This is a genomic window from Microbacterium azadirachtae (assembly GCF_000956505.1).
Classification (GTDB): Bacteria; Actinomycetota; Actinomycetes; order Actinomycetales; family Microbacteriaceae; genus Microbacterium; species Microbacterium azadirachtae_A.
Window position 1 is genome coordinate 92,403 of sequence record NZ_JYIX01000036.1, and the last position, 24,031, is coordinate 116,433.

Here is a 24,031-nt window from a genome sequence, read left to right on the forward strand (position 1 = left end):
CCGGCCACGCACCTGGCGTGACCGGCCCTCGGTCCGATCGGATCCGATCAGAGGTTGATCATGTGTCCCGCGAGTCCGTGGAACGCCTCCTGCAGCGCCTCCGACAGGGTCGGGTGCGTGTGCACGTTGCGGGCGGCCTCGAGAGCGGTCAGGTCCCACTTCTGCGCGAGGGTCAGCTCGGGGAGGAGCTCGGACACGTCGGGGCCGATCAGGTGGCCGCCGATGAGCTCGAGGTGCTCGGCGTCGGCGATGAGCTTGACGAAGCCCACCGGCTCGCCCAGGCCGTTGGCCTTGCCGTTCGCGCTGAACGGGAACTTCGCGACCTTGATCTCGCGGCCCTCGGCCCTGGCCTGCTCCTCGGTGAGGCCGAAGCTGGCGACCTGCGGCTGGCAGAACGTGGCGCGCGGCATCATCCGGTAGTCGCCCAGCGTCATGGTCTCGGCCTTGCCGATGGTCTCGGCGGCGACGACGGCCTGAGCCTCGGCGACGTGCGCGAGCTGCAGCTTGGCGGTGACGTCGCCGATCGCGTAGATGCCCTCGACGTTGGTGCGCATGTGGTCGTCGATGTCGATCGCGCCGCGGTCGGTGAGCGCGACGCCGGTGTTCTCCAGGCCGTAGCCGTTCACGTTCGGGGCGAAGCCGACGGACATGAGGACCTTGCCGGCCGTGATCTCGCCGGGCTGACCGTCGCGCGTCTCGTACGTGACGTGCACGGAGGAGCCGTTGTCGGTGACGGTCTTGACCGCGGTCGAGGTGAGGATCTCGACGCCGAGCTTCTTGTACTGCTTCTGGATCTCCTTGGAGACCTCGACGTCCTCGTTGGGCAGCGCCCGGTCGAGGAACTCGATGATGGTGACTTTGACGCCGTAGTTCGTCAGCACGTAGCCGAACTCCATGCCGATCGCGCCGGCTCCGACGATGACGATCGATTCGGGAAGGTCACGGCTGAGGATCTGCTCCTCGAAGGTGACGACGTTGTCGCTCAGCTGCACGCCCGGCAGCAGGCGGACGGTGGATCCGGTGGCGATGATGGCGTTGTCGAACGTGACCTCTTCGGTCGTGCCGTCGGACTTCGCCACGGAGATGGCCTTCGGGGATGTGAAGGTGCCGCGGCCGTCGTACTCGACGACCTTGTTCTTCTTCATCAGGAAGTGGATGCCCTTGACGTGGGTGTCGGCCACCTTGCGGCTGCGGTCGAACGCGGCGCCGAAGTCGAAGTGCACGTCGCCCGAGATGCCGAAGAACTCGGCCTTGTGGGTGAACGTGTGCGCGATCTCCGCGTTCTTCAGGAGCGACTTGGAGGGGATGCAGCCCACGTTGAGGCACACACCGCCCCAGTACTTCTCCTCGATGATCGCGGTGGAAAGACCGAGCTGGGCGCTGCGGACGGCGGCGACGTAACCGCCGGGGCCAGCGCCGAGGATGACGACGTCGTAGTGTGGCATGCTCCCAGCCTATCGCCCGCGCAGACGACCCCGGGCGGGCGATGCCGCGCGGATCCGGCTCCCGGGCGCCGCGTGCTTCCGATAGGCTGGAACGCCAGAGGAGGGGGAGAACAGTGACTGAGAACGACGTTCCCGAAGGCGCCGTCCGCCGCGGAGGCGAGCCCATGCACGACACCACGCAGACGTTCGGCCACGACTCCGACCTGTCGTTCGTCCCGTTCGGCGCGGAGCTGACGGAGGTCGAGCAGGCGGCGATCGCCGCGCTGCCCTCCGGTTCTGCGCTGCTGCTGGTCCGCTCCGGCGCGCTCGCCGGCGCCCGGTACCTGCTCGACACGGCGGTGACCACGGTCGGACGCCATCCCGAGGCGGATATCTTCTTCGACGATGTGACGGTCTCCCGTCGCCACGCCGAGGTCATCCGCACCGGCACGGCCTTCGAGGTCGTCGATCAGCGCTCGCTGAACGGAACCTACGTCAACGGCGAGCGGGTCGACCGCAGCGTGCTGCGCAACGGCTATGAGGTGCGCGTCGGCAAGTTCCGGCTGAACTTCTTCGCGTCGCCCATGGATCTCGCGCAGGCGAACGACTGATGGCGGCATCCGCCGCCGAGCGTTCCGCCCCTTCCGGGCTGCTGAGCATCGGCCAGGTGCTCGCGCGCCTCACGCCGGAGTTCCCCGATGTGAGAGCCTCCAAGCTCCGCTTCCTGGAGGAGAAGGGCATCGTGAACCCGGTGCGCACCGCCTCCGGGTACCGCAAGTTCTCCGCAGCCGATCTGGAGCGGATCCGCATCGCGTTGACGCTGCAGCGCGACCAGTACCTGCCGCTCAAGGTCATCCGCGAGCACCTCGACGCGCTCGAGGAATCCGGCGGTGCACCGGAGCTGCCCGCGTCGATCGTGAAGGGGCCGCGCCGGTATCGCCGCGACGAGCTCGTCCACGCCGCGGGTGCGTCGCACGCACTGCTCGGCGATGCGGTGTCGAGCGGCATGCTGCCGGCGGCCGAGACCTACCCCGAGTCGGCGGTGTCGCTGCTGCGCGCGCTGGCGGCCCTGGACGGCCACGGCATCGGGCCGCGTCACCTGCGGCCGCTGCGTCAGAGCGCCGAGCGCGACATCGCCCTGGTGCAGTCGGCGCTGTCCGCGCTGCTGCGCCGCACCGACACCCCGTCGCGGGCACGGGCCAGCGAGATGGCTCCAGAACTGGCGTCCCGCCTCGACGAGGTGCGTTCGCTCCTCGTCAAGGACGGCATCGGCCGACTGCTGTCGTAACGAACTGATTGCGACACACCCCCGACTCGGGGCGGATGTCGTTGTCGGGGATGCCGCGCTGTTCTAGCGTGGAGTCATCGACTTTCAGGTAGTGGTTGAAGGATGCTGTTCCTTCAGGATGGGGAGGATGCGATGAGCGCCGAGGAACGGGGCGATGCACCGTCGTTCGGAGACGATCTCCTCTTCACCGACGGGCTTCCCGCGATGGACGACGAGGTCGGCTACCGCGGGGCCGTGGCGGCCCGTGCGGCCGGCATCACCTACCGCCAGCTGGACTACTGGGCGCGGACCGAGCTGGTCGTCCCGACGGTCCGCGGGGCGAGCGGATCCGGATCCCAGCGTCTCTACGGCTTCCGCGACATCCTCGTGCTCAAGCTCGTCAAGGAGCTGCTGAACACGGGCATCTCGCTGCAGCAGATCCGCACCGCCGTCGACCAGCTCCGGGCTGCAGGCATCCGCGACCTCGCGGGCACCACGCTCATGAGCGACGGCGCGTCGGTCTACCTGTGCACCTCGAATGACGAGGTGATCGACCTGCTCAGCCGCGGCCAGGGCGTCTTCGGCATCGCGGTGGGCAAGGTGTTCCACGAGGTCGAGGCCACTCTCGTCGAGTTCGACGCCCTCGCGCCGGAGCCGATGGACGATCTCGCCGCACGTCGCTCGCGTCGCACCGCCTGACCGCGCAGCGCCGCAACGGAAAGAGCCGGCCCCTCGGGGACCGGCTCTCGTCGTATCAGGACTCTTCCGAGTCGCTGAGTCTGCTCAGACGCGGGTGTCGTCGGGCAGCGCGATGCGCCCGGTGCGGATCACCCGGTCCAGCAGCGTGTCGAAGTCGGCGGCGAGCTCCTGCGCGGAGTCGCCGGGCCAGATGTGCAGCGGCTTCGCAGCGCCCTGGGCCTGCTGCAGCGAAGTGCGCTCCGGCAGCTGCGGCGAGAGCACGAGCGGACCGAACATGTCGCGCAGCTCCTTGATGCGGAACTGGTGCTCGATGGACTGCGGGCGCACGCGGTTGACCACGATGCCGAGCGGCTGCAGCCGGGGGGAGAGGCCGCGGCGGATCTCCTCGATCGCACGCAGGGCGCGGTCAGCGGCGGCGACGGAGAACAGACCGGGCTCGGTCACGACCATGACGCGGTCGCTCGCGGCCCACGCGGTGCGCGTGAGCGCATTCAGCGACGGGGCGCAGTCGATCAGGACGAGGTCGTAGTCGGCCTCGACGGCGGCCAGCGCCTCCTCGAGCTTCCACACGTCGCGCACGCTCGGGTGCGGGCCGTCGAAGTTGATCGCGGACGGGCTGCCGATGAGCACGTCGATCGTCCCCGGGTGCACCTTCGCCCAGCCCGAGGACGTGATCGCCTGTCGGACCACTTTCTCCTTCGGGTTCGCCAGGACATCGGCGACGTTGAGACGCCCTGCGACCTGGATGTCCATGCCGGTGGAGACGTCGGACTGCGGGTCGAGGTCGACCACCAGGGTCCGGACGCCGCGGGCGAACGCCGCCGAGGCGAGGCCGAGGGTCACGGTGGTCTTGCCGACACCGCCCTTGAGGGAACTGACGCTGAGTACGTGCACGGAGACCACGTTACCTTCCTCTAGGCTGAGGAAACACTCAGCCCCCCGATGCGCGTCGCTGCGCAACCAGTGTTCGAGGTGCCATGTTCCAGAAGATCCTTGTGGCCAATCGTGGAGAGATCGCGATCCGGGCCTTCAGAGCCGCGTTCGAGGTAGGGGCGAGGACCGTCGCGGTCTTCCCCTGGGAGGATCGCGGATCCATCCACCGCCAGAAGGCCGACGAGTCGTATCAGATCGGCGAGGTGGGGCACCCGGTGCGGGCCTACCTCGACGTGGAGGAGATCATCCGCGTGGCACGGGAGTGCGGCGCGGATGCGATCTACCCCGGCTACGGCTTCCTCTCCGAGAACCCGGAGCTGGCTGCGCGCGCGGCCGAGAACGGGATCACCTTCATCGGGCCGCCGGCGCACGTGCTGGAGATGGCCGGCAACAAGGTGACGGCCAAGCAGCACGCGGTCGCCGCGGGCGTGCCCGTGCTGCGCTCGACCGACGCCTCGGATGACGTGGACGAGCTGGTCGCCCAGGCCGAGGGGATCGGATTCCCGATCTTCGTCAAGGCCGTCGCCGGAGGCGGCGGTCGCGGCATGCGCCGGGTGGCGTCGCTCGGCGAGCTGGCACCCGCACTGGCCGAGGCCATGCGCGAGGCCGGGAGCGCGTTCGGCGATGCCCGCGTCTTCCTCGAGCAGGCCGTGCAGCGGCCGCGGCACATCGAGGTCCAGGTGCTCGCGGACGGCACCGGTCACACCGTGCACCTGTTCGAGCGCGACTGCTCGGTGCAGCGCCGTCACCAGAAGGTGGTCGAGATCGCTCCCGCGCCGAACCTCGACGAGGGGATCCGCAAGGCCCTGCACGGCTATGCCATCGCCTTCGCGAAGTCCATCGGCTACCAGAACGCCGGCACGGTCGAGTTCCTCCTGGAGACGGCAGGAGAGCGGGCCGGCGAGGTCGTCTTCATCGAGATGAACCCGCGGATCCAGGTCGAGCACACGGTGACGGAGGAGGTCACAGACGTCGACCTCGTGCAGTCGCAGATCCGGATCGCGGCCGGCGAGACGCTCGCCGACCTCGGCCTGGAGCAGGACAGCATCCAGCTGCGCGGCGCCGCACTGCAGTGCCGCATCACGACGGAGGATCCGGCTCAGGGCTTCCGCCCCGACACCGGCCGGATCACGACCTATCGCTCGCCCGGCGGCGCCGGCATCCGCCTCGATGGCGGCACCACGGCGGCCGGCTCGCAGATCAGCCCACACTTCGACTCGATGCTGGCGAAGCTCACCTGCCGCGGCCGGGATTTCCCGGCGGCCGTGGCGCGTGCGAAGCGCGCCCTCGCCGAATTCCGGATCCGCGGCGTGGCCACGAACATCCCGTTCCTGCGCGCCGTGCTCGACGACCCCGCTTTCGTCTCCGGCGACGTGTCGACGCTGTTCATCGAGGAGCGGCCGGAGCTGCTCACCAGCAACCCCTCGAGGGACCGGGCGACGCGGCTGCTGAACTGGCTCGGCGACGTCACGGTGAACAAGCCGTACGGCGACAAGCCGCTGTCGCCCTCGCCTGGCAGCAAGCTCCCCAAGATCGACCTCAGCGTCGAGCCGCCCGCCGGAGCCCGCGAGCGCCTGCTCCGCCTCGGGCCCGACGGGTTCGCCCGCGCGCTCCGCGAGCAGACCGCACTGGCCGTGACCGAGACGACGTACCGCGATGCGCACCAGTCGCTGCTGGCCACGCGCGTGCGCACCAGGGACCTGGTGCGCGTGGGCCCGCACGCGGCGCGCATGACGCCGCAGCTGCTCTCGATCGAAGCATGGGGCGGCGCGACCTACGACGTCGCACTGCGCTTCCTCGCCGAGGACCCGTGGGAGCGCCTGGAGGCGCTGCGGGCGGCGATTCCGAACATCCCGCTGCAGATGCTGCTGCGGGGGCGCAACACGGTCGGATACACGCCGCGGCCCGTCGAGGTCACGAACGCGTTCGTGCGCGAGGCGGCGTCGAGCGGGGTGGACATCTTCCGCATCTTCGACGCGCTCAACGACGTGTCGCAGATGCGTCCCGCGATCGACGCGGTGCGGGAGACCGGCACCGCCGTCGCCGAGGTGGCGCTCTGCTACACCGGCGACCTGCTCGACCCCGCGGAGCAGCTCTACACGCTGGACTACTACCTGCGGCTCGCCGAGCAGATCGTGGAGAGCGGCGCGCACATCCTCGCGATCAAGGACATGGCGGGCCTCCTCCGGCCCGCGGCCGCCGCGCGCCTCGTGTCCGCGCTGCGCGAGCGGTTCGACCTTCCTGTCCAGGTGCACACGCACGACACCGCGGGCGGGCAGCTCGCAACCCTGTTGGCGGCCAGCGCGGCCGGCGCCGACGCAGTCGATGCCGCCGCCGCACCGATGTCCGGCACGACGAGCCAGCCGTCGCTGTCCGCCCTCGTGGCGGCTCTCGCCCACACCGAGCGCGACACCGGGCTCGACCTGCAGGCGATCGGCGACCTCGAGCCGTACTGGGAGGGCGTTCGTCAGCTCTACCGTCCCTTCGAGTCCGGACTGCCAGCGCCCACCGGACGCGTGTACCACCACGAGATCCCGGGCGGACAGCTGTCGAACCTGCGTCAGCAGGCGATCGCGCTGGGTCTCGCGGACGATTTCGAGCGCATCGAGGACATGTACGCCGCGGCGGACCGGATCCTCGGCCGGATCCCCAAGGTGACGCCGTCCTCGAAGGTGGTCGGCGATCTGGCGCTCGCGCTCGTGGCCGCCGGCGCGGATCCTGCGGACTTCGAGCAGAACCCGCAGAACTACGACATCCCCGATTCGGTGGTCGGCTTCATGGCCGGCGAGCTGGGCGACCTGCCCGGCGGATGGCCGGAGCCGTTCCGCACGAAGGTGCTGGCAGGGCGCCAGGTGTCGATCGACATCGTCCCGATCTCCGCGGACGAACAGCGTGCACTCGACGGCGAGAGCCTCGAGCGCCGGCAGACGCTGAACCGCCTGCTCTTCCCCGGACCGGCTGCCGAGTTCGAGCGCAACCGCGCCGCCTTCGGCGACCTGTCGGCCCTCGGCACGCCGGACTACCTCTATGGCCTCGTGCCGGGTGAGGAGCACGTCGCGGAGATCGATCCGGGGGTGCAGCTCTACGTCGGGCTCGAGGCGATCGGCGAAGCGGACGAGAAGGGCATCCGCACCGTGATGACCACGCTGAACGGCCAGCTCCGTCCCGTGTTCGTGCGGGATCGCTCCCTCAAAGTCGACATTCGTGAGGTGGAGAAGGCCGACACCTCGAAGCCCGGTCAGGTGGCGGCGCCGTTCTCGGGCGTGGTGACCATGAAGGCCGAGGTCGGCGGTGCCGTGCGCGCCGGGGAGCCCATCGCCTCGATCGAGGCGATGAAGATGGAAGCGGCGATCACCGCACCGGTCGACGGTGTCGTGGAGCGCGTCGCGATCGGCGCCACGCAGCAGGTCGACGCCGGCGATCTCCTGGTCGTGATCCGCCCGTCGCACACCGACTGAACGCAGCGGTGAGGAGCGGAGGACGGCCCGTGCAGGGCGTCCTCCGCCTCGGCCCGCCGCGTCGGCGTGCGGCGATGTGCACTAACCTTGTGCGTTGTGATGCGCGCCGATAGGGCGTATCACGGGGGAGAAGCATCATGAGCACAGAACGCAGGAATACACAGAGTGAGGATCCCGAGGAATCCCTCGGAATCCTCGACAGCACTGGGGCCATCGGTACCGTCGGCATCGGGCTGCTCGGCGACGCCACCGCGCAGGTGCCCGTCGCCCTGCCCGTCGCGGACGACGACGATCTCGTCGACGACGACGTCACCGACGGGGAGGCCTTCGCCGACCTCGTCCTCGACGCCGACCCTGCCGCACTCGTCCGCGAGGGCGACGGCATCGGACGGATCCATCTGGGTGCGGGCTTCTCGGACATCGTGATCGAGATCCCGGCGGCCGCCGCCGAGGACGTCGTGGTCGCCGAGCTCGTCGAGGACGGCGCGACCACGGATCACGAGGTCGAGGCCGAAGCCGCGGGCGACGACGAGATTCCCATCGAGCCGGCGCAGGAGGCGGCGGTTCCCGACGAGCCCATCGAGTCCGAGGACGCGATCGACGACTCTGCTGACGAGGAGCACGCCGCGGAAGCGGCGTTCGTCGACGAGGACCCCGCGGGCGAGCTGCCTTCCGACGAGGTTCCTGCTGACGAGGACCCCGTGGACGAGGCGCCTGCTGCTGAGGTGCCTGCTGACGAGGACCCCGTGGACGAGGCGCCTGCTGACGAGGTGCCTGTCGACGAGGACCCCGTGGACGAGGACCCTGTGGACGAAGTTCCGGCGGATGAGGCCGATGCGGCCTCTGCCGGCGACGTGTCAGAGGACGCCGAGGACCTGACCGAGGATCCGGCCGCCGACTCCGCGCGTGAAGACGTCGAGGTCGCGCAGGACTCCGGCCGGGTCGCGATCGACGCGCCCGACCGGGCAGAGCCGGTGACGGCTGCCGTCGCCGAGTCGATGGTGCTCCGCGCCGTCGACGTGGCGGCGCCTGCGCCCGTGCGAGAGCTCGAGGTGACCACCGTGACCTTCGCCGCGGCTGAGGAGGAGACCATGACCGCCGACCACGCGCGCACGCCCGACCCCGAGCTCACCTCGCGCCGGCTGGACCAGCTCGGCGACCGGGAGCGGGAGAGCGCGGACCTGCTCACCGCCGACCGGCTGCTGGACGCGAGCAGGCTCGTGGGCCCCGAGCCCGAAGGGCTCTGGAGCCACCTGCTCTACACGGTCTCCGGACGCCGCATCAATCTCGGAGACGGCAAGCGCGCGCAGCAGCGCAAGGCGCTGAGCGCACGCATCGCCGCACCGCTGTCGGGATCGGCCCGCTTCGTCCCCGTGCTGAGCCGCAAGGGCGGCGTCGGCAAGACGACGGTGACGGCGCTGCTCGGAATGGCGCTCGCCGACTCGCGCGAGGACAGGGTCATCGCGGTCGACGCGAACCCCGACCGTGGCACGCTCGCCGACCGCATCGCCCGCACCAACAGCAAGACGGTGCGCGATCTGGTCCGGATCCACGACCAGGTCACCGGCTACCACGACATCTCCGCCGTCGTCTCGCGCGATGCCACCCGCCTCGACGTCCTGGCCTCGGACGCGGATCCGCGTGTCTCGGAGGCGTTCAACGACGAGGACTACGACCAGGTCGCCTCGGTCGCGGCGCACTACTACTCGCTCGTGCTCACCGATACCGGCACCGGCATCGTGCACTCGGTGATGGGCGCGACCCTGGACCGTGCGGACACGATCGTGATCGTCGCCGGCCTCAGCGTCGACGAGGCGCGGCTCGCGTCCGAAACGCTCACGTGGCTGGAGACCAACGGCTACGCGGACAAGGTGCGCGAGGCCGTCGTGGTGCTCAACCAGTCGACACCCGGCTCGCCCATGGTGCGCCTGGGGGAGCTGGAGGCACACTTCCGCACCCGCGTGGCGCACGTCGTGCGCATCCCGTACGACGCCCGGATCGCGGCCGGCAGCGCCATCACGTTCGCCGCTCTGCAGCCCGAGACCCGTCAGGCGGCGCGTGAGCTGGCCGCGATCGTGGTCGAGGGCCTGAGGGAGCAGGCGGCCTGATGGCGGTCCGCGAGATCCGGCTCTTCGGAGACCCCGTGCTGCGCACCGTGTGCGCGGAGATCGTCACGATCGACGACGGCGTGCGCGCCCTCGTCGCCGACCTCGTCGACAGCGTCGAGCTTCCCGGTCGCGCCGGGGTCGCCGCCCCGCAGATCGGCGTGGCGCTGCGCGCCTTCAGCTACAACATCGACGGCGACATCGGCTATGTGCTGAATCCCGTGCTGGTCGAGGTGCGCGGCGAGCCCGTGCCGACCGGAGAAGGGTGCCTGTCGGTGCCCGGCCTCTGGCACGACGCGCTGCGCCACCCGTGGGCGCGCGTGGAGGGCATCGACCTCGACGGCGAGCCCGTGGTGCTGGAGGGGGAGGGGCTGCTGGCCCAGGCCCTGCAGCACGAGACCGACCACCTCGACGGCAAGGTCTATCTCTCCCGGCTCGCCCCGGAGACCCGCAAGGCCGCCATGCGCGAAGTGCGCGAGAGCGCCTGGTTCTGATAGGACCGAGTCGAATCCCAGATGACATGAGGAAGGGCCCCGGGGAATCCCGGGGCCCTTCCTCATGTCATGGCGTCAGCCCAGCGGCACCGTCGTGGTCGCGGTGCTCTCGTCGTAGATCGCGGCGACCTGCGGCGCGAAGTCCTTCATGATCACGTTGCGCTTGATCGAGAGCTTGGGCGTGAGGTGCCCGCTCGCCTCGGTCCACTCGGAGGGCAGGATCGCGAACTTGCGGATCGACTCCGCGCGCGACACGCGGGTGTTGGCCACGTCGATCGCGCGCTGTACCTCGGCGCGCACCGCGTCGTTCGTGGCGGCGTCGGCGAGCGACAGATCCGCCGGGAGCCCGTTGTTGGCCAGCCACGACGGCAGCATCTCGGGGTCGAGCGTGACGAGCGCCGCGATGAACGGCTTCTGATCGCCGACGACGACCACCTGGCCGACGATCGGGTTGGCGCGGATCGGGTCCTCGAGCGCGGCGGGGGAGACGTTCTTGCCGCCCGCGGTGACGATGATCTCCTTCTTGCGGCCCGTGATCGTCAAGAACCCCTCGTCGTCGAACGAGCCGAGGTCGCCGGTGCAGAACCAGCCGTCGCGGAACGCGGCCTCGGTCGCCTCCGGGTTGTTCCAGTACTCCTTGAAGACGTTGATGCCGCGCACTTCGATCTCGCCGTCGTCCGCGAGACGGATGCCCACTCCGGGCAGCGCAGGCCCGACCGTGCCGATCTTCGACTTGTCCGCCAGGTTCACCGTGGCAGGGGCGGTGGTCTCGGTGAGGCCGTAGCCCTCCAGGATGACAACGCCGAGGCTGTGGAAGAAGTGGCCGAGGCGTGCGCCGAGCGGCGCGGATCCGGAGATCGCGTACTGGATGTTGCCGCCCATCGCCTCGCGCAGCTTCGCGTAGACGAGCCTGTCGAACAGGGCGAACTTGATCTTCATGCCGAGCGGGATCTTCGCGCCCTCCTCGACGAGGCGGGAGTGCTCGATCGCGGTCGCCGCGGCGGCGCGGAAGATCTTGCCCTTGCCGCCGGCCTCGGCCTTCTGCTCGGCCGAGTTGTAGACCTTCTCGAACACGCGCGGCACGGCCAGGAGGAAGGTGGGCTTGAAGGATCCGAGCGCCGGGAGCAGTTGCTTGGTGTCGGGCTGGTGGCCCGTGCGCACGCCGGCGTGGATGTCGAGGATCGAGATGAACCGCGCGAACACGTGCGCGGTCGTGATGAACAGCACGGTCGAGGCGCCCTGGATGGAGACCACATCGTCGAGCGACTTCGCCGCGTTGCGGGCGAGCTCGACGAAGTTGCTGTGGGTGAGCACGCAGCCCTTGGGGCGGCCGGTCGAGCCGGACGTGTAGATGAGCGTGGCGATGTCGGCGGCGTTCGCGATGACGCGGCGGCGCTCGACCTCCTCGTCCGGGATCTCGACGCCCTGCGCCGTGAGCTGGGCGATCGCTCCGAGGTGCATCTGCCAGACGTCGCGGACGAGCGGGAGGTCGCCGCGCACCTCGTCGAAGCGGGTGAAGTGCTCGGGGGACTCGACCATGAGCGAGATCGCCCCGGAGTCCTCCATGATCCACTGGATCTGCGAGGGGGAGCTGGTCTCGTAGATCGGAACCATGACCGCGCCGGCGTAGAACAGCGCGAAGTCGACCAGGGTCCACTCGTAGGTGGTGCGGGCCAGGAAGCCGACCTTCTCGCCGGGCTGGATCCCCGCGGCGACGAACCCCTTCGCGAGGGCGATCACCGCGGTGCGGAAGTCCGCGGCCGTGATGTCGCGCCATCCCGCGCCGTCGGGCACGGAGAACAGCGCGAGATTCGGGGTCTTCTGCACCCGCTGCTCGAGGAGGTCGGTGATGTTGTCCTCGGGTGCGGCTTTCACGATCGCGGGGACTTCGAACTGGACCACGGCAACTCCTTCGGGGCCGGACGGGTACATGCTTCCCAGGAGTCTATGCCATGGGGCGCCTGGGGACAGGGCATCGCGCGTGAGATTCAGTCGCACCATCTGTGAAACTGCGTCGCAAGGGCGAACGGGGCTCTCGTCCTGTTCGCGGCGTCGGGATAGACTGCGGGCGATGATCTACTGGTTCATGAAGTACATCGCCATCGGGCCGCTGGTGAAGGCGATCTTCCGCCCGTGGGTCGTGGGCCGTCAGCATGTGCCCGTCACCGGCGCCGCGATCATGGCGAGCAACCATCTGTCGTTCTCCGACTCGATCTTCCTGCCGCTCATGCTGGACCGGAAGATGTCCTTCCTCGCCAAGAGCGATTACTTCACGGGCAAAGGGCTCAAGGGCTGGGCCACCCGCATGTTCATGAAGGGCACGGGGCAGCTGCCCATCGACCGCTCCGGCGGCAAGGCCTCCGAGGCCTCGCTCAACACCGGCCTGGGCGTCCTCGGGCGCGGCGATCTGCTCGGCATCTATCCCGAGGGCACGCGCAGCCCCGACGGCACGCTCTACCGCGGACGGACCGGCATCGCGCGGATGGCGCTGGAGGCGAAGGTCCCGGTGATCCCGGTGGTGATGGTCGACACCGACGTCGCGATGCCGACAGGGCAGCGCATTCCGAACATCATGCGGGTGGGGATCGTGATCGGCGAACCCCTCGACTTCTCCCGCTACGCGGGCATGGAGAACGACCGCTACATCCTGCGCTCGGTGACCGACGAGATCATGGTCGCGCTGCAGCGCCTGGGGGAGCAGCGCTACGAGGACGTCTACGCCTCCACGGTCAAGGAGCGCCTGGCCTCCCAGGCGTCCTAGGGCGCCTGGGCGCCGAGGCTTCATAGAGCGATCCGCCCCCTTTCCGGCACCCTAGGATGGGGGGATGCCTCAGCCTCTCGATCTCGACTCGTGGCGCGCCCTCCCGATCAAGCAGCAGCCGCAGTGGCCTGACGCCGAGCGCGTCGCCGAGGTCTCCTCGCAGATCGCCGCGCTGCCTCCGCTGGTGTTCGCCGGTGAGGTGGACAACCTCCGCGAGCGTCTCGCCCGCGCCGCCTCCGGGCAGGCGTTCCTGCTCCAGGGCGGGGACTGCGCCGAGACCTTCGCCGGCGCCACCGCCGACCAGATCCGCAACCGCATCAAGACGGTCCTGCAGATGGCGGTCGTGCTGACCTATGGCGCATCGATGCCGGTGGTGAAGATGGGGCGCATGGCGGGGCAGTTCGCCAAGCCGCGCTCGAGCGACACCGAGACCCGCGGCGATGTGACCCTTCCCGCCTACCGCGGCGACATCGTCAACGGCTACGACTTCACCGAGGGCTCCCGCGAGGCGAACCCCTCGCGTCTGCTGCAGGGGTACCACACGGCCGCCTCGACGCTGAACCTCATCCGCGCCTTCACCCAGGGCGGCTTCGCGGATCTCCGCGAGGTGCACTCCTGGAACAAGGGGTTCGCGCAGAACCCCGCGAACCAGCGCTACGAGCGCATGGCCGCGGAGATCGACCGCGCCATCAAGTTCATGGAGGCCGCCGGCGCCGACTTCGACGAGCTCAAGCGCGTCGAGTTCTTCACCGGGCACGAGGGCCTGCTGATGGACTACGAGCGCCCCATGACCCGCATCGACTCGCGGACGCTCACGCCGTACAACACCGCGGCGCACTTCCTCTGGATCGGCGAGCGCACCCGTGAACTCGACGGCGCGCACGTCGACTACTTCTCGAAGATCCGCAACCCGATCGGCGTCAAGCTCGGCCCCAGCACGACGACCGACACGGCGCTCGCGCTCATCGACAAGCTCGACCCGAACCGCGAGCCGGGCAGGCTCACCTTCATCACGCGCATGGGGGCGGGCAAGATCCGCGAGGCGCTGCCCCCGCTGCTGGAGGCCGTGAAGGACTCCGGGGCGCAGCCGCTGTGGGTCACCGACCCCATGCACGGCAACGGCATCACCACGCCGACCGGCTACAAGACCCGACGCTTCGACGACGTGGTCGACGAGGTGCGCGGCTTCTTCGAGGCGCACCGCGCTGTCGGGACCTTCCCCGGCGGCATCCACGTCGAGCTCACCGGCGACGATGTCACCGAGTGCCTGGGCGGATCCGAGCAGATCGACGAGGAGGGTCTGGCGACCCGCTACGAGTCGCTGTGCGACCCGCGCCTCAACCACATGCAGTCGCTCGAGCTCGCGTTCCTCGTCGCCGAGGAGCTCGAGAAGCGCTGACGTCTCGCTGACACGAAGGCCCGGTACCGCGCAGCGCTGCCGGGCCTTCGTCGTATCCGGGAGCGCAAACGGCTCACCGCGATGCAGACGCTCGGATCAGCCGGAGACCTTGACCCGGATCGTCGAGTTCTTCTCCACGCTGTCGCCGGCCTTCGGATCCGTCCCGGTCACCTGGAACAGGCTCCACGCGATCTCGGGCACGCTGGTCTGCGGGTTCAGGCCCGCATTCGTGAGGGCCTGCATCGCCTCGGCGAGGTTCTTGCCGACGACGTCGGGCACCGTGACGGGCTCTGGGCCCTTCGAGACGTTCAGCACGATCGTGTCGCCGGGGCGCCAGTTGCCGCCGCCCTCACGGTCGCCGATGCCGATCACGCGGCCCTTCGGCACGCTGTCGCTGTAGGAGGCAGCGGAGCTGGAGTCGGCGTTGAGCTGCACGGCCTTGAGCTTGCTCGTGGCATCGTCCACGGTCAGGCCGGTCACGTCCGGCACGGGGCCCAGCGACACCAGGAGGCGAATCTGGTCGCCCTCGAAGACGGTGCAGCCCTCGCCGCACTCGTGGACGTCGCCTCCCGCGCGCGGGGTGACCTCGGCGTTGATCACGAGTCCGCTGTCCGCGCCGGAGAAGAGCGGCACGGAGTCCTGCAGGGTCAGGTGGAAATCTACGAGCGCTTGCTTCGCCTGCTGCTCGGTCATGCCGTCGAGCTTGGGGATGTCGTGCTTGGCGGGACCCGCCGAGATCAGCACGGTGACCTTGGCCTTCTTGTCCAGACGGGAGCCTGCACCGGGATCCGTGCGGATCGCCTGGCCCTGAGGCACCTTGAGGGAGTTCTCACTGCCCTGGACGGGAGTGAGACCCTCCTTCGTGATCGTGGCCGCGGCGACCTCCCAGGTCTTGCCCGCGACATCCGGCACGGAGAGCTTGGAGCCCGGACCGGATCCGAACCACCAGCCCGCTCCGCCGGCCAGGACGGCCAGGAGCAGCACGAGCACGAGCAGCAGCGCCCCGCGGGAGCGCCGGTGCGCGGTGCGGCGGCGCAGCAGCGTCGCGTTGTCGAGAGGGGCGTCGGCAGTGGGCGCCGGCGCGGTCGCCGTGGGGATGCCCGGCAGCACCAGGGTCTGATCTCCGGTGTCGCGCATCGGCACGACCGTGGTCTTCGCGGTGGTCGGCGTGGGGGTGACGCCCAGCTCGCGCTCGATCACGCGCAGCCGCTCGAGCATCTCCTGCGCGTCGTCCGGGCGCTCGTCCGGCGACTTCTCGGTCGCCCACAGCACGAGCTCGTCGAGCTGCTCCGGCACGCCGGGATTGCGCACGCTCGGTCGCGGGACGGAGTCGGTGGCGTGCTGGAACGCGATCTGCATAGGCTGCTCGCCCTTGTACGGCTGCTCGCCGACGAGCATCTCGTAGAGCATGATGCCGAGCGCGTAGATGTCGCTGCGGGCGTCCGCGGTGCCGCGGGTGACGAGCTCCGGCGCGAGATAGGCGATCGTGCCCATCAGCTGGGCGCCGGAGGCGGTGTTCGCGGTGGTCGCGCGGGCCAGGCCGAAGTCGCCGATCTTGATCCGGCCGTCCTCGGCCAGCAGCACGTTCTCGGGCTTGACGTCGCGGTGCACGATGCCGGCGCGATGCGCGGCGGCGAGGCCGGAGAGCACGGCATCCATGATCGTGATGGTCTGCGGGACCGTGAGGCGGCGCTGCTCGCGCATGAGCTCGCGCAGCGTGATGCCGGGCAGGTACTCCATCACGAGGTAGGCGAGCTCGCCGTCCTGACCCTGGTCGAAGACGTTGACGACGTGCGGATCGGCGAGGCGGGCGGCCGCGCGCGCCTCCTGGATGAAGCGGCTCTGGAACACCGAGTCGTCGCTGAGGTGGCCGTGCATGACCTTCAGTGCGATGCGGCGCTCGAGGCGCAGATCCGTGGCGACGTACACCGTCGCCATGCCGCCACGCGCGATCCGGGCGCGGACGCGATAGCGACCGTCGACGAGCCGCCCGATGAGGGGGTCGGCTTGTTGGCTGGTCGTCACGGCAAGAGTCTATGGAGAACTCGCTGAGAGCCCGGGGAACGGCTCGCGTGCGAGCGCTTTTCCGTTCTCCGCGAGCGGATCCCGCGGCGGTTCAGCCGAGCGCCGCGAGCCAGCCGTCCGCCTGCGGCTCCCACAGCCCGTAGCGGGCGGGGAAGGCGGAGATCTGCACGTCCTGCGCGGCCTCGCTGAAGCCGAGGCCCTCCCAGCCGGGGATGTCGAGCAGCCCGTTGGTGTGCGGCGTGCCCACGTAGAAGGCCCTGATCGCGTAGTCCGCGTCCGCGATCTGCTCCGGCGTGCCCCAGCCGGTGCTGGGACGCTGCTGGAACAGCCCGATCGAATCGCGGTCCCCGGACGCCGTGTTCACGAGGCCGGACTCGACCATCGCGGTGGCCAGGGCGATCGCGATGCCGCGGTCGCTCACGCCCAGCTCCCGGCCGACCTGGATGATGTGCTGCGCGTTGGCGGTCTGCACATCGCTCAGCACGACCTGGGGGGCCGTGTACGTGTCCGGTGCGGGCTGGGGCGCGACGTCGGCCAGCGCCGGCGCCGGAACGGGCGCGGGTGCCGGCGCCGGCGCGGAGAAGCGCAGCGTCTGGCCGGGGTAGATGATCGAGTTGGGGGAGAGGGCGTTCGCCGCATAGAGGTCCGCGAGCGTGATCCCGTGCTCGTGCGCGATCGACCAGAGCGTGTCGCCGGCGACCACGTCGTAGCCGGTGCCGGCGGTGTCGGACGCCGGAGCGGGGGCTGCTGCCTCCGCGGGCGCGGCGGCAGCAGCAGGCTCGGGGGCTGACCCGCCGAGGGCGAGCAGCTGGCCGGGATAGATGATCGAATCGGATCCGAGTCCGTTCGCCGCATACAGCGCGGCGACGCTGGTGTCGTGGGCGCGCGCGATGTCCCAGAGCGTGTCGCCGTCCTGCACGGTGTAGTGCGCCGGCGGCGCGGTCTCGGTCGGCACGATCCGCGCGGCCAGCGCGGCCGCGACCGCTCCGGTCGGGAGCGCGGTCATCGGAACGCGCACGGGAGTGTGCGCCTGCGCGGGCGCGGCCGCGAGCGCGGTCGCCACAGTGGTCAGCAGCACGGTCGGCACCGCGAGGCAGAGCGCGCGGCGCGAACTCGTCGTGGTCGTCATGGATCCCCCGATTCTGACGTCTGACGCCGAGCGCGTCCTTGCGCGTCGGCCCTACGACGCTGTCACGGATGAGTATTCAAGTCAACAGAAGTGAAGAATGTGAAAGATGTGGTCAGGCGTGGAATCGCGGGCGGTGATCACCGGTCCCCTCAGGGGATGAGAACATTGCTGGGTGTCTGAAACGGAAACGGCGGCCCAGGCGGCCGAATGGCTGACCCTGCCCGAGCTCGTCGAGATCCTGGGCGAGACGCTCGGGCGCGTGCGCCGGCTGTTCGATGAGCAGTACCTCATCGGGTCGCGCCGCAACGGCCCGCTCGCCGTTCCTGCGGTCTTCCTCAAGGACGACCAGCCGCTCGGATCCCTGCGCGGCACGATCATCGTGCTCAAGGACGCCGGGTTCAGCGACGACGAGGCCATCGACTGGCTGCTCGCCGAGGAGGAGTCGATGGGCCGTGCGCCGATCGCCGCTCTGCGCGAGGGCCACAAGAGCGAGGTGCGCCGGATCGCCAGGGCCCTGGCCTGATCCGGCCTCAGGCCGTGCGCTGCGTCGCGTCGCGCGCGAGCCCGCGCAGCAGGTCGAGCGCGCCGGCATCGAGCGGGGCGCCCTGCAGCGCAGCCTCTCCGGCTTCGGCGTACTCCGTGATGAGCTGCTCCATGCGGGTCAGCGCGCCGGATTCGACGATGATCTCCTGCAGGCTCGCGATCTGATCCGCGGTGAGGTGCGGGTCGCCGAGCAGCTCGTCGACGATGCGCCGCCCCTGCGGGGCCAGCGCCTGGCGGGTCCAGGCGATGAGCAGCGTGCGCTTGCCCTCGCGCAGATCGTCGCCCGCCGGCTTGCCGGTGACCTTCTCGTCGCCGAACACCCCGAGCACGTCGTCGCGCAGCTGGAACGCCATCCCGAGCGGGTGGCCGAACGCGCGCAGCGCGGTCTGCTGCGCCCCATCGGCGCCGGCGATCGCCGCCCCGATCAGCAGCGGCTGCTCGACGCTGTACCGCGCGGCCTTGAGAGAGACGACGCGCAGGGCGCGCTCCGCGTGGCCGTCGTCGACGTTGACGCTCCAGGCCGATTCCTCGGCGATGTCCAGGAACTGACCGATCGTGACGTCGCGCCGCATCCTGGCGTACTCCGCGCGGACGGCATCGGCATGCGGGCTCGCCGCGATGCCCGCCTCCAGCAGGTCGTCGCTCCAGGCCACCAGCAGGTCGCCGAGCAGCACGGCGGCGGCGCGACCGAAGTCCACGGCGCTCCCGCTCCATCCCTGCCCGACGTGCGCCGCCTCGAGAGCCCGATGCGCGGAGGGCCGGCCCCGGCGAGTGTCGGAGTTGTCGATCAGATCGTCGTGCACGAGGGCGGCGGACTGGAACACCTCGAGCGCGGCGCATGCGTCCCAGAGGGCGGCCGGCTCGACGTCGATCTCGTCGAGTCCTGCGACCGATGCCCATCCCGCGTGGCAGAACCTGGCGCGCAGTCGCTTGCCTCCGCGGAGGGTCGCCTCGGCGGACGAGACGAAGGCGGAGGCATCCGGACCGTAGGTCGCGGTCTCCTCGCGCATCCGGGCGACGAAGGCGTCGAGACGGGCGGAGACCTGATCGATCACAGCGGAGGAGGATGCCACCGGATCAGCCTACCCAGCACGGTCACGACCCGGTCGCGAGCGCGTTCTGCAACGTGATGCCCAACTCCCAGCCGAATCCCTACCCCGGTGCATCCCGGCGCGCGTAGACTGTGGGGAAGACCACCCGAGGGGGACGAAATGCCACTCTCCGAACAGGAGCAGCGTCTGCTCGATGAGATGGAGCGCCATCTCATGCAGAATGACGCCGACGTCGTTTCCGCGCATGCAGGAGACCGCGCGCTCAGCTATCGCAATCTCATCTACGGAGCCGTGCTGCTGCTGGCCGGCGTCGGCGGCCTGATCGTGGGCGTCGTGGTCGGCAACATCGCCGGGATCATCATCGGCGTCGTCGCTTTCGCGGCCATGCTCGGCGGACTCATGCTGGCCCTCACGCCGGTGCACCAGAGCGGCGGTCGCGACGGGGGATCCGCCACGAAGGCGAAAGAGCCGTCTCCGTCGTTCATGGATCGCATGAACGACCGGTGGGATCGCCGCCACGAGGAGCGCTGACCTCCTCGCTCAGACTTCCTGAGGGCCCGGACGCTGCGGCGTCCGGGCCCTCCGTCGTTCCCCGGACCCGTCCGCCCCCGGGATCCTCCCTTTCGCCCCACGAATCCCTCCACTGCCCTCCACAGGCCCCTGTTCCGCATGATTCCGCGGAACAGGGGCCTTCGTCGTCCCGGGCGACATGCCCCTCCGGACACGAATAGGTATCGAAATGGAGGGATGTGGAGTAAAGTGGAGGAAACGGCGGCGAAAGGGGGATAGGCGCATGTTGCTCGGCACGCATTCCCCCAAGCTCGACGACAAGGGCCGCGTCATCCTCCCCGCCAAATTCCGTGAGGATCTGGCCGGCGGCATCGTCGTCACCCGCGGTCAGGACCGCTGCCTGTACGTGTTCAGCACGGCCGAGTTCGAGAGCGTGCACGAGCGCATCCGCCAGGCGCCGCTCGCGAACAAGGAGGCGCGGGCATTCCTGCGCATGTTCCTCTCCGGGGCGAGCGCCGAGATGCCGGACAGCCAGAACCGCATCACCATCCCCGCCCACCTGCGCTCCTACGCGGGCCTGGGCAAGGAACTCATCGTCACCGGTGTCGGCGCGCACGCCGAGATCTGGGACGCGGCGGCGTGGAACGCGTACGCCGAAGGACACGAAGACGCCTTCGCCGAACTCGAGGAGGAGGTGATCCCCGGCCTGTTCTGAACGGGCCCCTGGCTGTGACTCCCAGCCGCTCCCGCCCCGGCGCACCTTCCCCGGTGCCGGGTCGAGCGGATGGGGATCAGGGCCAGGGACCGGAGGGCCGAAGGAACCATGGACATCCGACGCATACACACCCCCGTGATGCTCGAGCGCTGCGTCGAGCTGCTGGCACCCGCCCTGCAGCACGACGGGGCGATCCTCGTCGATGCCACGCTCGGCATGGGCGGGCACTCCGAGGCCTTCCTCGAGCGCCTGCCGCACATCCGCCTGATCGGGCTCGACCGCGACACCGACGCCCTGCGGATCGCGGGGGAGCGGCTCGCCCGCTTCGGCGACCGCGTCACGCTCGTGCACACGGTCTACGACGCGATCGGCACCCACGCCGAGGGCGCATCCGGAATACTCTTCGACCTCGGCGTCTCGTCGCTGCAGCTGGACGAGGCCGAGCGCGGTTTCGCGTATGCCAAGGATGCGCCGCTGGATATGCGGATGGATCAGTCGAGCGGCATCACCGCCGCCGAGGTTCTCGCCACCTACAGCGAGGGCCAGCTGCGCCGCATCTTCGAGCGCTACGGCGAGGAGAAGCTGGCCGGTCGCTACGCCCGAGCCATCATCGCGGCCCGCCAATCCGCTCCGCTGGAGCGGTCGGGGCGCCTGGTCGAGGTGCTGCAGGAGGCGACCCCCGCCGCGGTGGCGCGCGCGGGGCACCCCGCCAAGCGGGTGTTCCAGGCGCTGCGGATCGAGGTGAACCGGGAGCTGAACGTGCTCGCCGACGCGATCCCGGCCGCGATGGACGCCCTCGTCCTGGGCGGGCGGATCGTCGTCATGTCGTACCAGTCCCTCGAGGACCGGCTCGTCAAGCAGGCGTTCTCCGCGGCCTCCGCCTCGACGGCGCCCGCGGGCCTGCCGGTCGAGCTGCCGGAGCACGCGCCGCGGTTCAAGACGCTCACCAAGGGCGCGGAGCTCGCCGACGAGGAGGAGCGCGCGGCCAACCCCCGTGCCATCCCGGTGCGCCTGCGCGCCGCAGAACGTGTGAGAGACGATCAGAGGAGCGCCGCGCGATGAGCCTGGCCGACAACGCCCTGCGGCAACCGGAGTTCGAAGAGCCGGAGCGCTCGCGCCACCTCCGTGCGGTCGAACGCCCCGCCCGCCGTCGTCGCCCGCGTCTGGCGTACGCCATCGTCGCCCTCGCCGGGGCCGCCCTCATCGCCGGGGCGCAGATCGCGCTCACGATCGCGACCACGCAGGACTCGTTCGAGGTCGCGAAGCTGAGCCAGCAGAACAAGCAGCTGACGTGGCAGGCGCAGGCCGCCGCGCAGGACCTCGACGGGATCAGCTCGCCGCAATCGCTCGCGGCGGAGGCCAGCAAGCTCGGCCTCGTGGTCGGCGGCAGCGCGAGCTACCTGCGACTGAGCGACGGCGGCGTCATCGGGGCCGCCGGTCCCGCACCGTGGGCCTCCACCGTCAACCCCACCGGGGGCAACGCCGTTCCGAACGCCCTGGTCCGCGACACGCCGCCGCCCCCCGAGACCAACCCGGGGGGAGCAGGCGTAGAACCGAAGGCACAGGAGGCGGCGCCGGTGCAGCCGGCGGCGCCGCCGACGGCCGAGGGACTGCCGACGCCGACCATCCGCTGACATGAGCAGCCGACGCACCCGCCCGAGACGATGACAGACCGCGAGCCCCGGATGGAGATCCGATGACACCCCGAGCCAGTCGGACCCCGCGCCGGCGGACCGTCCTCGCCCTCGCCGTGATCGTCGCGGTCATGTGCGGCTTCCTGGTGCGCCTCGTCGACATCCAGGTGGTGAGCGCAGCCGCGAACGTCACCCAGTCCGTCGACTGGAGCCTCGGGACGTCCCGGGAGATCGACGGCGCGCGCGGGAAGATCGTCGATTCGAACGGGACGGTGCTCGCGGAGAGCCAGCTCGTCTACGACATCGACATGGATCCGTCGATCATGCTCGGCCTCGAGACGGCCAAGACCCCTCCGAAGCTGCCGTGGGCACAGGCATCGGACAAGATCGCACAGATCCTCGGCGAGAAGGGCGATGCGATACGCGCCGTCGTCGCGGACAGGCTGAAGGAGGACCCCGAGGCGAAATGGGTCCAGCTGAAGAAGGGCGTGAGCGCCGACCAGTTCCTGAAGCTGCGCGCTCTCGACCTCGTCTACCTGCAGCCCAATCCGCGCTCGGTCCGCGTGTATCCGAACGGAGCGGTCGCGGGCAATCTCATCGGGTTCATCGCCGGAAACGGCGACAAAGAGGGCCTCGAAGAAGTCCAGAACCAGTGCCTGAGCGCGACCAAGGGCAAGGAGAGCTTCCTCACCGGCAAAGACGGCGTCGTCATCCCCGGGAGCCAGCAGGAGAAGCCGGCGATCGACGGCGGCACCGTGAAGCTGACGATCAACACGGAGCTGCAGTGGTATCTGCAGCAGATGATCTCAGAAGAGGTCAAGGCGCAGGCCGCGAAGGCCGGGACGGTCACCGTCGTCGAGGTCGGCACGGGCAAGATCCGCGCGGCTGCGGAGTTCCCGAGCGTCGATCCCAATGACCCGGGAGCGGTGAACCCCGAGGACCGAGGATCGCGGATCTTCTCGACGAGCTTCGAGCCGGGATCCACGTTCAAGGCGATCACCGCGGCCTCCGTCATGGAGTACGCGAACGCCGACGCCTCGACCTCGATCACCGGGGCGTCCAGCCACGAGGAGTTCCCGAACGGCGCGGTCATCAACGACGCCTTCGAGCACCCGGCCTACGACTACACGCTCGCGGGCGCGCTCATCGACTCGTCCAACGTGGCGCTGTCGAAGTTCGGCGACATGGTGACCGATCAGCAGCGCTACGACGAGCTGGTGAAGTTCGGGGTCGGCAGCAAGACCGCGATCGACTTCCCCGGTGAGGCCTCCGGCATCATCCACCCGGTCAAGGACTGGGACTACCAGTCGCACTACACGACGACGTTCGGCCAGTACTACACCGTCACCGCCCCGCAGGTCGCCAGCGCCTACCAGGCCATCGCTAACGGCGGCGTGAAGATCCCGCTGTCGCTCGTGGAGTCCTGCACGGACGGCACGGGCAAGGTCACCGACGCCCCGGCGCCCAAGCCGCAGCGCGTGTTCGACGCGACCAAGGACGCCGAGCTCAGCCGCATGATCGAGAACGTGGCCGAGCAGGGCAGCGTCTCCGACCTGATCAAGGTCCCCGGCTACCGGATCGCGGCGAAGACCGGAACCGCGCAGAAGCCGGATCCTGAGACCGGCGCGTACAAGGAGGGGATCTACTTCACCAGCATGGTGGGTTACGCCCCCGCCGACCACCCTGAGTACGTCGTCGTGGTCACCCTCGACGAGCCCACTAGGGTAACCTCGTCTGCGGCCACCGCGCCCGCCTTCCAGAAGGCCATGACGCAGGTGCTGAAGACCTATCGCGTGCAGCCCTCCACCACACCCATGGAACCGCTGCTGCCCAAGTTCAAGTGATGGCCGCCGTCGCCCGAGCACGGCGACATCGTCCACGGA

20 protein-coding genes are annotated in these 24,031 nt (G+C 69.8%); 14 read left to right on the forward strand and 6 right to left on the reverse strand.

Annotated elements, in window-relative coordinates; translation table 11 throughout:
• Positions 1–47 precede the first annotated feature (47 nt).
• Positions 48–1,445 carry a dihydrolipoyl dehydrogenase gene (lpdA, locus tag RS86_RS11775; protein ID WP_045272451.1) on the reverse strand — a complete coding sequence of 466 codons (1,398 nt, stop codon included), beginning with the start codon at positions 1,443–1,445 and terminating at the stop codon, positions 48–50.
• Between the two features lie 164 nt (positions 1,446–1,609).
• Here lpdA and RS86_RS11780 point away from each other — a divergent pair, with 164 nt between their 5' ends.
• The 3 genes from RS86_RS11780 to RS86_RS11790 all read left to right on the forward strand — a co-directional run bounded on the left by RS86_RS11780 (position 1,610) and on the right by RS86_RS11790 (position 3,390).
• Positions 1,610–2,035, forward strand: a complete 426-nt coding sequence (locus RS86_RS11780) for an FHA domain-containing protein (RefSeq protein WP_082076761.1) — start codon at positions 1,610–1,612, stop codon at positions 2,033–2,035.
• Positions 2,035–2,712, forward strand: coding sequence for a MerR family transcriptional regulator (locus tag RS86_RS11785; RefSeq protein ID WP_045272453.1), 678 nt, complete (start codon positions 2,035–2,037; stop codon positions 2,710–2,712). Before RS86_RS11780 ends, RS86_RS11785 begins: the two co-directional genes overlap by 1 nt.
• Before the next feature lie 132 nt (positions 2,713–2,844).
• Positions 2,845–3,390, forward strand: a complete 546-nt coding sequence (locus tag RS86_RS11790; RefSeq protein ID WP_045272640.1) for a MerR family transcriptional regulator — start codon at positions 2,845–2,847, stop codon at positions 3,388–3,390.
• Between the two features lie 84 nt (positions 3,391–3,474).
• Here the strand turns inward: RS86_RS11790 and RS86_RS11795 are convergent, their stop codons facing one another.
• A complete protein-coding gene (locus RS86_RS11795; protein WP_045272641.1) occupies positions 3,475–4,284 on the reverse strand; it encodes a ParA family protein in 810 nt (269 codons plus the stop codon).
• A gap of 83 nt (positions 4,285–4,367) precedes the next feature.
• Between RS86_RS11795 and RS86_RS11800 the strand changes: the two genes are divergently transcribed.
• The 3 genes from RS86_RS11800 to RS86_RS11810 all read left to right on the forward strand — a co-directional run bounded on the left by RS86_RS11800 (position 4,368) and on the right by RS86_RS11810 (position 10,380).
• The gene (locus tag RS86_RS11800; protein WP_045272454.1) at positions 4,368–7,781 is read left to right on the forward strand and encodes a pyruvate carboxylase; all 3,414 of its coding nucleotides are present in this window, start codon (positions 4,368–4,370) and stop codon (positions 7,779–7,781) included.
• Between the two features lie 137 nt (positions 7,782–7,918).
• Complete coding sequence (locus tag RS86_RS11805; RefSeq protein ID WP_052680233.1) at positions 7,919–9,889, forward strand: MinD/ParA family ATP-binding protein; 1,971 nt, start codon at positions 7,919–7,921, stop codon at positions 9,887–9,889.
• Positions 9,889–10,380, forward strand: a complete 492-nt coding sequence (locus tag RS86_RS11810; protein WP_045272455.1) for a peptide deformylase — start codon at positions 9,889–9,891, stop codon at positions 10,378–10,380. The genes RS86_RS11805 and RS86_RS11810 overlap by 1 nt, the downstream gene beginning before the upstream one ends.
• Before the next feature lie 75 nt (positions 10,381–10,455).
• Here the strand turns inward: RS86_RS11810 and RS86_RS11815 are convergent, their stop codons facing one another.
• Positions 10,456–12,282 carry an AMP-dependent synthetase/ligase gene (locus RS86_RS11815; RefSeq protein WP_200892803.1) on the reverse strand — a complete coding sequence of 609 codons (1,827 nt, stop codon included), beginning with the start codon at positions 12,280–12,282 and terminating at the stop codon, positions 10,456–10,458.
• Between the two features lie 169 nt (positions 12,283–12,451).
• On the opposite strand from RS86_RS11815, the gene RS86_RS11820 reads away from it, so the two are divergent.
• Together RS86_RS11820 and RS86_RS11825 are read left to right on the forward strand one after the other, a co-directional pair.
• A complete protein-coding gene (locus tag RS86_RS11820) occupies positions 12,452–13,141 on the forward strand; it encodes a lysophospholipid acyltransferase family protein (protein WP_045272457.1) in 690 nt (229 codons plus the stop codon).
• Between the two features lie 64 nt (positions 13,142–13,205).
• Entirely contained in the window at positions 13,206–14,540 is a 1,335-nt protein-coding gene (locus RS86_RS11825) for a class II 3-deoxy-7-phosphoheptulonate synthase (RefSeq protein WP_045272458.1), read from the forward strand.
• Between the two features lie 96 nt (positions 14,541–14,636).
• Here the strand turns inward: RS86_RS11825 and pknB are convergent, their stop codons facing one another.
• Positions 14,637–16,565: a Stk1 family PASTA domain-containing Ser/Thr kinase gene (gene pknB, locus RS86_RS11830; protein WP_045272459.1), complete on the reverse strand. Its 1,929-nt coding sequence runs from the start codon at positions 16,563–16,565 to the stop codon at positions 14,637–14,639.
• 91 nt (positions 16,566–16,656) lie between these two features.
• Positions 16,657–17,694, reverse strand: coding sequence for a LysM peptidoglycan-binding domain-containing protein (locus RS86_RS11835; RefSeq protein ID WP_045272460.1), 1,038 nt, complete (start codon positions 17,692–17,694; stop codon positions 16,657–16,659).
• Positions 17,695–17,866: 172 nt separating this feature from the next.
• Here RS86_RS11835 and RS86_RS11840 point away from each other — a divergent pair, with 172 nt between their 5' ends.
• Entirely contained in the window at positions 17,867–18,217 is a 351-nt protein-coding gene (locus tag RS86_RS11840) for an Rv2175c family DNA-binding protein (RefSeq protein ID WP_045272461.1), read from the forward strand.
• 7 nt (positions 18,218–18,224) lie between these two features.
• On the opposite strand, the gene RS86_RS11845 is transcribed toward RS86_RS11840, so the two are convergent.
• Positions 18,225–19,310, reverse strand: coding sequence for a polyprenyl synthetase family protein (locus tag RS86_RS11845; protein ID WP_045272462.1), 1,086 nt, complete (start codon positions 19,308–19,310; stop codon positions 18,225–18,227).
• Between the two features lie 138 nt (positions 19,311–19,448).
• Here RS86_RS11845 and RS86_RS11850 point away from each other — a divergent pair, with 138 nt between their 5' ends.
• The 5 genes from RS86_RS11850 to RS86_RS11870 all read left to right on the forward strand — a co-directional run bounded on the left by RS86_RS11850 (position 19,449) and on the right by RS86_RS11870 (position 23,992).
• Positions 19,449–19,820, forward strand: coding sequence for a DUF3040 domain-containing protein (locus RS86_RS11850; RefSeq protein ID WP_045272463.1), 372 nt, complete (start codon positions 19,449–19,451; stop codon positions 19,818–19,820).
• 262 nt (positions 19,821–20,082) lie between these two features.
• Positions 20,083–20,514, forward strand: coding sequence for a division/cell wall cluster transcriptional repressor MraZ (gene mraZ / locus RS86_RS11855; protein ID WP_045272464.1), 432 nt, complete (start codon positions 20,083–20,085; stop codon positions 20,512–20,514).
• Positions 20,515–20,622: 108 nt separating this feature from the next.
• On the forward strand, positions 20,623–21,576 hold the full coding sequence (rsmH, locus tag RS86_RS11860; protein ID WP_152642152.1) for a 16S rRNA (cytosine(1402)-N(4))-methyltransferase RsmH: 954 nt from the start codon (positions 20,623–20,625) through the stop codon (positions 21,574–21,576).
• Complete coding sequence (locus tag RS86_RS11865; protein WP_045272466.1) at positions 21,573–22,148, forward strand: hypothetical protein; 576 nt, start codon at positions 21,573–21,575, stop codon at positions 22,146–22,148. Before rsmH ends, RS86_RS11865 begins: the two co-directional genes overlap by 4 nt.
• A 62-nt stretch (positions 22,149–22,210) precedes the next feature.
• Positions 22,211–23,992 (forward strand): peptidoglycan D,D-transpeptidase FtsI family protein, encoded by a 1,782-nt coding sequence (locus RS86_RS11870; protein ID WP_045272467.1) that lies wholly within the window; start codon positions 22,211–22,213, stop codon positions 23,990–23,992.
• The last annotated feature ends 39 nt before the right edge of the window (positions 23,993–24,031 follow it).